The sequence below is a fragment of the Mesorhizobium sp. M0698 genome (assembly GCF_040320455.1).
Classification (GTDB): Bacteria; Pseudomonadota; Alphaproteobacteria; order Rhizobiales; family Rhizobiaceae; genus Mesorhizobium.
On record NZ_JAMYPQ010000003.1, the window covers coordinates 562,987 to 574,844 of the forward strand.

General features: G+C 63.9%; 10 protein-coding genes. All 10 read left to right on the forward strand.

Annotated elements, in window-relative coordinates:
- The first annotated feature begins 74 nt into the window (after window positions 1-74).
- The 10 genes from NKI16_RS10325 to NKI16_RS10370 all read left to right on the forward strand — a co-directional run bounded on the left by NKI16_RS10325 (window position 75) and on the right by NKI16_RS10370 (window position 11,341).
- Entirely contained in the window at window positions 75-1,895 is a 1,821-nt protein-coding gene (locus NKI16_RS10325; RefSeq protein WP_352570308.1) for a DNA polymerase III subunit gamma/tau, read from the forward strand.
- 32 nt (window positions 1,896-1,927) lie between these two features.
- The gene (locus NKI16_RS10330; RefSeq protein WP_023676870.1) at window positions 1,928-2,251 is read left to right on the forward strand and encodes a YbaB/EbfC family nucleoid-associated protein; all 324 of its coding nucleotides are present in this window, start codon (window positions 1,928-1,930) and stop codon (window positions 2,249-2,251) included.
- 289 nt (window positions 2,252-2,540) lie between these two features.
- Window positions 2,541-3,479 carry a cell wall hydrolase gene (locus NKI16_RS10335; protein WP_352570310.1) on the forward strand — a complete coding sequence of 313 codons (939 nt, stop codon included), beginning with the start codon at window positions 2,541-2,543 and terminating at the stop codon, window positions 3,477-3,479.
- A 335-nt stretch (window positions 3,480-3,814) separates the two neighbouring features.
- Entirely contained in the window at window positions 3,815-4,420 is a 606-nt protein-coding gene (gene recR / locus NKI16_RS10340) for a recombination mediator RecR (protein WP_352448580.1), read from the forward strand.
- A gap of 178 nt (window positions 4,421-4,598) precedes the next feature.
- Window positions 4,599-5,876, forward strand: coding sequence for a lytic murein transglycosylase (locus NKI16_RS10345; protein WP_352757565.1), 1,278 nt, complete (start codon window positions 4,599-4,601; stop codon window positions 5,874-5,876).
- 201 nt (window positions 5,877-6,077) lie between these two features.
- Window positions 6,078-7,721 carry an ABC transporter substrate-binding protein gene (locus NKI16_RS10350; RefSeq protein WP_352570314.1) on the forward strand — a complete coding sequence of 548 codons (1,644 nt, stop codon included), beginning with the start codon at window positions 6,078-6,080 and terminating at the stop codon, window positions 7,719-7,721.
- 31 nt (window positions 7,722-7,752) lie between these two features.
- On the forward strand, window positions 7,753-8,820 hold the full coding sequence (locus NKI16_RS10355) for an ABC transporter permease (RefSeq protein ID WP_023676874.1): 1,068 nt from the start codon (window positions 7,753-7,755) through the stop codon (window positions 8,818-8,820).
- Window positions 8,821-8,833: 13 nt separating this feature from the next.
- On the forward strand, window positions 8,834-9,754 hold the full coding sequence (gene nikC / locus NKI16_RS10360) for a nickel transporter permease (protein WP_352448584.1): 921 nt from the start codon (window positions 8,834-8,836) through the stop codon (window positions 9,752-9,754).
- A gap of 10 nt (window positions 9,755-9,764) precedes the next feature.
- The gene (locus tag NKI16_RS10365; RefSeq protein WP_023676876.1) at window positions 9,765-10,598 is read left to right on the forward strand and encodes an ABC transporter ATP-binding protein; all 834 of its coding nucleotides are present in this window, start codon (window positions 9,765-9,767) and stop codon (window positions 10,596-10,598) included.
- The gene (locus NKI16_RS10370; RefSeq protein WP_352757564.1) at window positions 10,595-11,341 is read left to right on the forward strand and encodes an ABC transporter ATP-binding protein; all 747 of its coding nucleotides are present in this window, start codon (window positions 10,595-10,597) and stop codon (window positions 11,339-11,341) included. The genes NKI16_RS10365 and NKI16_RS10370 overlap by 4 nt, the downstream gene beginning before the upstream one ends.
- Window positions 11,342-11,858 lie beyond the last annotated feature (517 nt).

Here is an 11,858-nt window from a genome sequence, read left to right on the forward strand (position 1 = left end):
GCCAAGCCGAGCGGGCGAAACTATGCGCAGGAATCGGCCGCCTCCAGTGGCAGCCCTTGGAGCTTAACGGGCGAATGAGCGAAGCCGGAAACGAGGCCGGGAAATTGGACAAGCCTGCCGCCTACCGCGTGCTGGCGCGCAAATACCGACCGTCGAATTTCTCCGAACTGATCGGCCAGGAGCCGATGGTCCGCACGTTGACCAATGCCTTTGCCACCGGCCGCATCGCCCAGGCCTGGATGCTGACCGGCGTGCGTGGCGTCGGCAAGACGACGACCGCGCGCATACTCGCGCGGGCCCTGAACTACAAAACATCGACCGTCGACCAGCCGTCCGTCGACCTTGCCGTGCTCGGCGAGCATTGCCAGGCGATCATGGAAGGCCGGCATGTCGACGTCATCGAGATGGACGCCGCCTCGCATACCGGCATCGACGACATCAGGGACATCATCGAGCGTGTGCGCTACGCCCCGGTGTCGGCGCGCTACAAGGTCTACATCATCGACGAAGTGCACATGCTTTCCAACCAGGCCTTCAACGGCCTGCTGAAGACGCTGGAAGAGCCGCCGCCGCACGTCAAGTTCATCTTCGCCACCACCGAAATCCGCAAGGTGCCGATCACCGTCCTGTCGCGCTGCCAGCGTTTCGACCTCAGGCGCATCGATGCGGCAATGATCAAGGCCGACCTTGCCAGGATAGCCGGTCTGGAGGGCATCGAAGTCGAAGACGATGCGCTGGCGATGATCGCGCGCGCGGCCGAAGGCTCGATGCGCGATGCGCAGTCGATCCTCGACCAGGCGATCGCCCATGGCGGCGGCGCGGTCAGCGCCGAAGCGGTGCGTGCTATGCTCGGCCTTGCCGACCGTGCCCGCATCGTCGACCTGTTCGAACATGTCATGAAGGGCGACGTCGCCGCCGCACTTGCCGAATTCCGTGCCCAGTACGATACCGGCGCCGATCCTGCCGCGGTGCTGACCGACCTTGCCGAGTTCAACCATCTGGTCACCCGTCTGCGTTTCGTGCCGGCTGCCATCGACGACGCCTCGCTGTCCGAGGACGAGCGCCGGCGCGGCGCCGATTTCGCCAGCATGCTGTCGGTCAAGGTGCTGTCGCGGACGTGGCAGATGCTCTTGAAAGGTATTCCCGAGGTGCAGACCTCCAACCGCCCGGTCAGCGCCGCCGAGATGGTGCTGATCCGGCTGGCCCATGCCGCCGACCTGCCGACGCTGGACGAGGCGCTGAAATCGCTGGAGAACGGCGGTACCCTGCCGGGCACTGCGCCGCGCGTGAATGGCACGCCGGCAAGCCCCGGCCCCGCAAACCATGCGCCTGCAAGCGGTGGTGCCGGCGCCGTGGCGCAGGCGCGGATGCCGATGGCCAATGGCGGCGCCCAGACAATGCGTCTGGTCGAGGCCGAGCCGGTGCCGACCAACTTCGTTACTCCGCCGGAGCCGGCGGTCGAGGCGCCGCCGGTGCCGGTGAAATCGCTGGCCGACATTGTCGCCCTTGCCGACGCCCAGCGCGACATGGCCTTCAAGGTGTTGGTGAAGCGTTGCGTGCGCCTGGTGCGCGTCGAGCCCGGTCGTATCGACGTCAGCCTGACCGACGATGCGCCGAAGATGTTGCTCAACGATTTGACCGCCAAGCTGCGCGCCTGGACCGGCCGCAACTGGCTGGTGTCGCTGTCGAAGGAAGAGGGCGGCCAGACCTTGGCCGAGCTGGAATCGACAAAGCGCGAAAACGCCTTCCTCGATGCCAAGAGCGACCCGACGGTCGCCGCCATCCTGGCGCGCTTTCCCGGCGCCAAGATCATCGACGTGCGCATTCCCGACGCGCCGGAAGCCGACGAGGCCGACGTGCCGGTCGAGCCGCCGGCCGACGACGACGAAACCTGAAACAACCAGCACCAGCTGCAAAGGACCGTGCGATGAAAGACCTTCTCGGCATGATGGGCAAGGCAAAGGAAATGCAGGCCAAGTTCCAGGCCATGCAGGATGAGATCGCCACGCTGGAAGCCACCGGGCAGGCCGGCGGCGGCCTGGTCAGCGTCACGCTGACCGGCAAATTCGAGATGAAGTCGCTGAAGATCGACCCGTCGCTGTTCAAGGAAGACGAGGTCGAGATTCTCGAGGACCTGCTTCTCGCTGCCCACAACGACGCCAGGACCAAGGTCGAGCAGATCATGCAGGAGAAGACCAGGGCGCTGACCGCGGGCCTACCGATCCCGCCGGGAATGAAACTGCCGTTCTAAGGCTACTGCATGTCGCGCAAAAGTGTGCAGCGGTTTTGCGATAACGACATGCATCAAAACAAGAACCTAAAGCGCGTCGCATGAGGCCGGTCGAACGCGACGCGCTAGTCAATCGGTATGCCGTTACAGTGGCCGAAGAGTGCAGCGGCCCAGTGCTCGCTCTACCGCCAGCTGTGTCTATTAGGCAACTCCCCACACTTAATAACGCTTTAGCCATCTTTTTGCCTGAAAGTGTCTCATTCTTGCCGCAACCAGAGGCGGGCTGGCAGCAGAATTGAGGGGACACCTGTTGATCTCTACCCGATGGAAGACGCCGTTGCGGCTCGGCGTCGTTATCTCGCCGCTGTTTTTGGCCGCTTGCAGTCAGACCGCCTCGCACGGCATGTCCAGCCTGACCGATGCTATTACGCCGAGTTTCCTGAGCTCGCGCTCCTACAATTCCACGCCGAAGGAAAAGGAGTGCCTGGAGCGGGCAATGTTCTTCGAGTCCAACCGGTCGAGCCGTGACGGCATGATTGCGGTCGGCACGGTGGTGATGAACCGGCTGCGGTCCGGCAATCACGGCAACACCATCTGCCAGGTCGTCGGCGAGCGCGGGCAGTTCGCGCCGGGCGTCATGACACGGCCGATGAATTCGAAGGCGATGCCCGACGTCGAGGAAGCCGCCGAGGCGGTGCTCAAGGGCGAGCGCAAAGCCAAGCTGAAGAACACCATGTTCTTCCACACCGCCGGCCTGCGCTTCCCCTACAAGAACATGCACTACACCATGGTCGCCGGCGGCAATGCCTTCTATGAAAAGCGCGGCCGCAACTGGCAGCCGCTGCCGGACGAACCGGTGGTCGCCATGGCCCAGGCCAAGCCGCAAGCGCCTGCCGCTCAGGCCATACTTGTCGCCTCGGCGGAGCCGGCACGCAGCGCCAAGCCGACATTCGCCAAAGCGACCTATGTGACCGCCGCGGCATCGCTGCCGGCAAAGCAGACAAGGGTGACTGCCGGGATGGCAACCGCGGCGAGGGCGACACCGGAGAAGCCGATGCTTGTGGCGCTGCAGGAACCAATGCAGGAGCCGGATGCGGCCCGTTTTGGCGGAACCGTGAGCGAGCGGCCTGTCACCTCCTTCCAGGCCGCGCCGGCAGAGCCGACAATGTCGTTCGAGGCGACGCCCGAGAACACCGACGCCATCGGCGCGATGATCGCCGGCCAGACCCGGCCACTGGAAGAAAACTGACGGCCCTAGTGGCTTGCAGTCGCTTCGGACAGACAAATACGTGGAGTCGGCGCCGCCCCTCATCGCCCTGCCGGGCACTTCTCCCCGTATAGTGACGGGGAGAAGGGGGACGGCCGCAATCCTGGCGTACATTCTGCAACGATGATGATTGGCGAAACCGTCGATAAGAGCGTTCCTCTCCCCGTCACTATACGGGGAGAGGTCGCCGGCAGGCGGGTGAGGGGCAGCGCCAACGCCCGGAAAAGGGTGACGGGCGAATTCAAGCCTGAAGCGATTGCCCGGTCGCCCGCCTCAGCAGAGTTCCAAAGCGTGCGGAAAAATCCTAAACCGGTGCGATGTCGAAGCGAATCGCCGGTCCCGAGATCGAACGCCTGATCCAGCTGCTGGCCAAGGTGCCGGGGCTCGGTCCGCGTTCGGCACGCCGCGCCGCGCTCCACCTCATCAAGAAGAAGGAACAGTTGCTGGCGCCGCTCGCCGCCGCCATGGGCGAGGCGGTCGACAAGGTGCGCATCTGCTCGACCTGCGGCAATGTCGATACCTCAGATCCATGCATGATCTGCACCGACCCCCGCCGCGACCCCACTACGCTCATCGTCGTCGAGGACGTGGCCGACCTTTGGGCGCTGGAGCGGGCGACAGCCATGAACGTGCGCTACCATGTGCTCGGCGGTACGCTGTCGCCGCTCGACGGCATTGGTCCTGATGAGCTAAACATCCGTTCGCTGGTCGATCGCGTCGCCGGCGGCGAAGTCAAGGAAGTGATCCTCGCCGTCAACGCCACGGTCGAGGGCCAGACCACCGCGCACTACCTCACCGACCAGCTTTCCGGCTTCGACATCAAGGTGACGCGCCTGGCGCACGGTGTTCCGGTCGGCGGCGAACTCGATTATCTCGACGAAGGCACGCTGGCCGCCGCACTGCGCTCGCGGACGGTGTTTTGAGGCGAGCGGCGGGAAGGGTGCTTCTGTGATGATTGCATTCTGTCGCGCCCCCCTCTGTCCTGCCGGACATCTCCCCCTCAAGGGGGGAGATTGGCTGTCGCGCTGGCTTTCGCCAATCTTCAACGGTGCAAGGCTGGAGCAGAAATCGAAGCTGCCAATCTCCCCCCAAGTGGGGGAGATGTCCGGCAGGACAGAGGGGGGCGCGACAGAACGCCGACCTCGCACACTAGCCTGCCTCTCGTTTCTAGCAGCCCTACTTGGGTTGATCCTCGCCACCCCGGTCTCCGCCGCAAAAATCGACGACCAGTTCCGCGCCTGGCTTGGCAACGACCTCTGGCCCGAAGCCAAGGCCAAAGGCATCTCCAGGAAAACCTTCGATGCCGCCTTCGAAGGCGTCAAGCCGAACCTGAAGCTGCCCGACCTGGTGAAGCCGGGCGAGAAGGCGACGACGCCGCAGAAGCAGCATCAGGCCGAGTTCGGTTCGCCGGGCGCCTATTTCGCTGAAAAGATAATCCGAACGGTGACCGCCGGCGGCCGCACCCGCGAGGCGACCAACGCTAGGACTCTTGCCGCGATCGAGAAACGCTACGGCGCGCCTGGCGAAGTGCTGCTGGCGATCTGGGGCCGCGAGAGCGGCTTCGGCGCGGCGAAGATGCCTTATGACGCCTTCGAGGTGCTGGGCACCAAGGCGTTCATGTCGACCAAGAAGGAATTCTTCCGCACCGAGCTCTTGGCTGCGCTCGCGATCGTCGAGCGCGGGCTTGCCCCGGTCGGCGCGATGAAATCGTCTTGGGCAGGCGCGCTTGGCCAGCCGCAGTTCATGCCGACATCGTTCCTCAAGCATGCCGTCGATTTCGACGGCGACGGCCGCACCGACATCTGGAATTCGACGCCCGATATACTGGCATCGATCGCCAATTATCTCGTCCATTATGGCTGGGTCAGGGGCCGCGGCTGGGGCTTCGAGGTGACTGTGCCGGACAGCGTCTCGTGCTCGCTCGAAGGTCCGGACCAGGGCAAGAAGATTTCCCAGTGGGCTGATATGGGCATCAGGCGTGTGTCGGGTAAACCGTTCCCGGCGAGCGAACTGAAAGCCGAGGGCTTTCTTTTGATGCCGGCCGGGCGTAGCGGCCCGGCCTTCATCGTCACCCCCAATTTCTATGTGCTGAAGCAGTATAACACCAGCGATCTCTATGCCCTGTTCATCGGCCATGGCGCCGATCGCATCGCCCATGGCGACAGCAATTTCTCGGGCAATTGGGGCGCGGTCGGCGGGCTCTACCGCTCCGACATCGCCGCCCTGCAGCGGGCGCTGGAAGCTAAGGGCTACGATGTCGGCAGCGCCGACGGCCTGCCTGGCTTCAAGACGCGCCGCTCGATCGGCAAATGGCAGGCCAGCAACGGCCGTTCCGCTACCTGCTTTCCCGACGCCGACCTGGTTACCGCGCTGAAATAGCCGGATTTTCGCACCGCCGGTCTGGCCCAATCGACCGTTCTGCAAATGCTCGTTGCCGCGCTCGAAACCGCCGGATATGGTGAACCGGAACCGCACAAAAAATTGCCAAGACAACGGTCCGGGGATCACCGTTCGACGCGGCAAGAAATGCCACAACCCTGAGCCGGGAACTCAGGTCAACAAAAACAGGGAACAGTTAAAATGATGATGGAAAAGTTTGCTCTACGCTCCCGCTTCTTGCTCGCGGGCGCGGCCATGTCCGCGCTGCTTCTGGCCGTTGCGCCTGCCTTCGCGGTCACGCCCGCCGACACGCTGGTCGAGGGTTTCGCCATCGACGACATCATCACCATGGATCCGGGCGAAGCATTCGAATTGTCGACCGCAGAGGTCACCGGCAACACCTATGATCTTCTGGTACGCCTCGACCTCAGCGACACATCCAAGGTCAAGGGCGATCTCGCCGAAAGCTGGAGCGTCTCCGACGACGGCCTGACCTACACATTCAAGCTCAAGCCCGGCCTCAAATTCGCCTCCGGCAATCCGATCACGGCGGCCGACGTCGCCTATTCGTTCGAGCGCGCCATCAAGCTCGACAAGAGCCCGGCCTTTATTATCGGCCAGTTCGGTATCGATGGCGGCAACGTCACCGAGAAGGCCAAGGCCGTTGATGACACGACGTTCCAGTTCACCGTCGACAAGGCCTATGCGCCGAGCTTCGTCTTGAACTGCCTTTCGGCGACCGTCGCTTCGGTCGTCGACGCCAAGCTGGTCAAGGAGCATGTCGCTGCGGTCACCCCGAGCGCCGACTACAAATGGGACAATGATTTCGGCAACGCCTGGCTGAAGACCGGCTATGCCGGCTCCGGTGCCTTCAAAATGCGCGAATGGCGGGCCAACGAGGCCGTCGTCCTTGAGCGCAACGACAATTACTACGGCGAAAAAGCCAAGCTTGCCCGCGTCATCTATCGCAATATGAAGGAAAGCTCGGGCCAGCGCCTGGCGCTCGAAGCCGGCGATATCGACGTCGCCCGCAATCTCGAGCCGAACGACCTTGATGCCATTGCCAAGAATGCCGACCTCACCACCACCAGCGCGCCGAAGGGCACGGTCTATTACATCAGCCTCAACCAGAAGAACCCGAACCTCGCCAAGCCCGAGGTTCGCCAGGCTTTCAAATATCTCGTCGACTACGACGCCTTGAGCACGACCATCCTCAAGGGCATCGGCGAGATCCACCAGACCTTCCTGCCCAAGGGCGTGCTCGGCGAACTGGACGAGAACCCGTTCAAGTTCGACGTCGCCAAGGCCAAGGAACTGCTCGCCAAGGCCGGCCTCGCCGACGGCTTCAGCGTCACCATGGACGTGCGTACCGGGCAGCCGACGACGGGCATGGCGGAATCGATCCAGCAGACGCTGGGACAGGCCGGCATCAAGCTGGAGATCATCCCCGGCGACGGCAAGCAGACGCTGACCAAATACCGCGCCCGCAACCACGACATCTATATCGGCCAGTGGGGCCAGGATTATTTCGATCCGAACTCCAACGCCCAGACCTTCGCCAGCAACCCCGACAATTCGGATGAAGGCAAGACCAAGACGCTGGCCTGGCGCAACGCCTGGGACATCCCGGACTTGACCAAGCAGACCGAAGCCGCCCTGCTCGAGAAGGACGCGGCCAAGCGCGCCGCAATGTACCAGGATCTCGAGAAGAAGATCCTCGATACCAGCCCCTTCGTCATCATCCACCAGCAGCTGGAAGTGGCCGGCCTGCGCAAGAACCTCAAGGGCTTTGCGCTCGGCCCGAGCTTCGACACCAACTTCGTCGGCCCCGTCTCGAAAGAGTGATGCCGGGGAGTGACGCCGGCGGACGCGCCGTATGAGTGTGGCTGAAAGCGAGGTGACGGCAGGGCGCGGCGGCGCCCGCGCCGTTGCCGTGGCCTCATCTATCGCCCGGTTCCTGGTCATCGCGATAACGACCTATCTCGGTCTGCTCGCGGTGACCTTCTTCATCGGCCGCGTGATCCCGATCGACCCGGTGTTGGCGGTGCTCGGCGACCGGGCGCCGGCCAACGTCGTCGAACGAACGCGCCGCGAGATGGGCCTCGACCTGCCGCTGGTCGAGCAGTTCTACATCTATGTCAAACATGCCCTGAACGGTGATTTCGGCACCTCGGTGCTGACCACCAATCCGGTGATGACCGATATCCGCCGCGCCTTTCCGGCGACGCTCGAACTGGCGACGTTGGGAACATTGATCGGTTCGGTGATCGGCGTGCCGCTTGGCGTGCTGGCCGCCGTGCGGCGCGGCAGCGTCATCGACCAGATCGTGCGCATCATCGGCCTTGTCGGCTATTCCGTGCCGATCTTCTGGCTGGGGCTGCTGGCGCTGGTGCTGTTCTACGCCAAGCTGCAATGGGTCGCCTTCCCCGGCCGGCTCGACGTCGTCTACGAATACACCTTCACGCCGATTACCGGCTTTTATCTGCTCGATGCACTCTGGCAGCGGCAGTGGGACGTATTTGCCGATGCCTTCCGCCACATCATCCTGCCGGCCTCGCTACTCGGCTATTTCTCGCTCGCCTACATCAGCCGCATGACGCGCTCGTTCATGCTGAACGAACTCACCCAGGAATACATCGTCGCAGCGCGCGCCAAGGGCCTGTCGGAAACGCGCATCATCTGGGGTCACGCGCTGCGCAACGCCGCGGTGCCGATGGTCACGGTGATCGCTCTGTCCTATGCCGGGCTGCTCGAAGGCTCGGTGCTGACCGAGACAGTGTTTTCGTGGCCGGGCATCGGCCTCTACATCACCAACTCGCTGCAGAACGCCGACATGAATGCCGTGCTCGGCGGCACGATCATCATCGGCTCGGTCTTCATCGCCATCAATCTATTCTCCGACCTGCTCTACCGGCTGCTCGATCCAAGGACCAAGGCAGGATGAGGACCAAGACAGGATGAGCACGGAAGCGATTCAAACCCGCCGCGACTGGCTGCTCAGCGAGCGGCCAGCGTCGCGCGTGCAGGCGAGGCTCGGCCGCGCCTATGTGGCGTGGCGGCGCTTTTCCGCCAACCGGCTGGCGTTTGCCGGCCTGCTCATCATCGTTGCCCTGCTGGTGGTCGCGGCATTCGCCGATGTGCTGGCGCCCTATTCGCCGACATTCGGCGACCTCAAGGGCTCGCGGCTCCTGGCGCCGAGTGCGGCGCACTGGTTCGGCACCGACGATCTCGGCCGCGATATCTATTCGCGCATCATCTTCGGCTCGCGCTGGACACTCTACGTTGTCATTCTGGTTGCCATTATCGCCGCGCCCATCGGCTTGCTGGTCGGCACCGTCGCCGGTTACGCCGGCGGCTGGACCGATGCGATCCTGATGCGCATCACCGACATCTTTCTCGCCTTTCCGAAGCTGATCCTGGCGCTGGCCTTTGTTGCCGCGCTCGGCCCTGGCATCGAAAATGCCGTGCTTGCCATCGCCATCACCTCGTGGCCGCCCTATGCCCGCATTGCCCGCGCCGAAACGCTGACGGTGCGCAATTCCGATTACATCAAGGCGGTGCAATTGATGGGCGCCTCGCCGTTTCGCATCGTGCTTCGCCACATCATGCCGCTCTGCATCTCCTCGCTGATCATCAGGGTGACGCTCGACATGGCCGGCATCATCCTGACCGCGGCCGGCCTCGGCTTCCTCGGCCTCGGCGCGCAGCCGCCGCTGCCCGAATGGGGCGCGATGATCGCGTCGGGCCGCCGCTTCGTGCTCGACCAGTGGTGGGTGGCGGGTGCTCCGGGCTTTGCCATCCTCATCGTCAGCCTCGGCTTCAACCTGCTCGGCGACGGACTGCGCGACGCGCTCGATCCCCGAAGTGGCGACCAATGAGTGGCGACCAATGAGCACGCTTCTCGAAGTCAACGACCTGCGCGTTACCTTCCCGACGCGCACCGGCCTGATCGAGGCGGTGCGCGGCGTCTCCTTCTCGCTCGGCCGCGAGCGGCTCGGCATTGTTGGCGAGAGCGGTTCGGGCAAGTCGCAGACCGGCCGCGCCATCATGGGCGTCACCCCGCCGCAGGCCGAGGTGACCGCGAAGACGCTCGCTTTTGACGGCATCGACCTGCTGGCCGCCTCGCCGCGCGAGCGCCGCGCGCTGCGCGGCAAGCGTATCGCCATGATCCTGCAGGATCCGAAATATTCGCTCGACCCGGTGATGAGCATCGGCCGCCAGATCGTCGAGACGCTGCGCACGCATGAGAAAGTCTCCAAGGCCGAAGCCCGCGACCGCGCGCTGGCCATGCTGGAGGCTGTGCAGATCCGCGATCCGGCCCGTGTCTTCGACCTGCATCCGCACGAGGTTTCCGGCGGCATGGGCCAGCGCGCCATGATCGCCATGATGCTGATCGCCGGGCCGGAAATGATGATCGCCGACGAGCCGACCTCGGCACTCGACGTCACTGTCCAGCTCGACGTGCTCGGCATCCTCGACCGGCTGGTCAGCGAGCGCGGCATGGGGCTGATCTTCATCTCGCACGATCTGCGCCTGGTCTCGTCCTTCTGTGATCGTGTCATCGTCATGTATGCCGGCAAGGTGGTCGAACAGCTCAAAGCCTCGGAGCTCGGCCGCGCCCAGCATCCCTATACGCGCGGCCTGCTCAACTGCATGCCCAAGATCGGCGCCGACCGTCACCCGCTGCCGGTGCTCGACCGCAAGCCGGAGTGGGCAGCATGACGGCAGCCCTTTCCGTCGACAGGCTGGAGGTGGTCTTCGACCGCTTCCGCGCGTTGAAAGGCGTCAGCCTCGAGGTCGAATCCGGTGAATCCTTCGGCCTGGTCGGCGAGTCCGGCTCCGGCAAGTCGACGTTGCTCAGGGCAATCGCCGGCCTGGCGCCGGCCGTATCAGGCACCATCGCGGTCAACGGCAAAACGCTCGGCGCGCGTCGCGACAAGGCGTTCTACCGCGAGGTGCAGATGGTCTTCCAGGACCCGTACGGTTCGCTGCACCCGCGCCAGACCGTCGACCGCCTGCTGCAGGAGCCGCTCGCCATTCACGGCTTCGCCGACGGCGAAAAGCGCATCCAGCGGGCACTCGACGAGGTCGGCCTCGGCACCGGGTTCCGTTTTCGCTATTCGCATCAATTGTCCGGCGGTCAGCGCCAGCGCGTGGCGATCGCCCGCGCCCTGATTCTGGAACCGTCGATCCTGCTGCTCGACGAGCCGACCTCGGCGCTCGACGCTTCGGTGCAGGCGGAGGTGCTGAACCTGCTGGAAGAGATCAGGCGCCGCCGCAAGCTGACCTTCCTGATGGTCAGCCACGACCTAGCCATCATCACCCACATGTGCGAACGGCTGATGGTGATGCAGAACGGCGAGGCGATGGAGAATCTGACCGCGGACGATCTTGTCGAACGCCGTGTCACCAAAGATTATACGCGCAATTTGCTGAGGGCCAGCGAGGGGTTCGTGCGGACGTAGTTTAACATTCCAGGCCGCGCTCTGGCGCGCCCCCCTCTGTCCTGCCGTACATCTCCCCCCTCGAGGGGGGAGATCATTCGCTCTACCGCTTTCGCCAATGACAAACGCCGGAAGGCTGGCGAGGCAACTGAAACTGCCAATCTCCCCCCTTGAGGGCAGGGCAATCGCATTTGGATTCTTACGAAGATGGACCCCCACCCTAACCCTCCCCACAAGGGGGAGGGAACGCTGCCGCGCGCCCTTACTTCTCCTTTTGGCGCCGAAAGGCAGGCAATTTGCCGAGATCAGCGCCAACGGAAGTCTTCCTCCCCCTTGTGGGGAGGGGTTAGGGGTGGGGGTACGTCGTAGAGCGAAAGCCTCGGCTTTCCATCTGCGATAGCCCTGCCCTTGAGGGGGAGATGTCCGGCAGGACAGAGGGGGGGCGCGAAGGAAGATAGTGTGCTGAAGGTTCTGCAAAAAGTTTTGGAGAGAGAACGGCGCTTGCTCTGAGGGGCGAGCGGCCATGGCACGGTGGTGA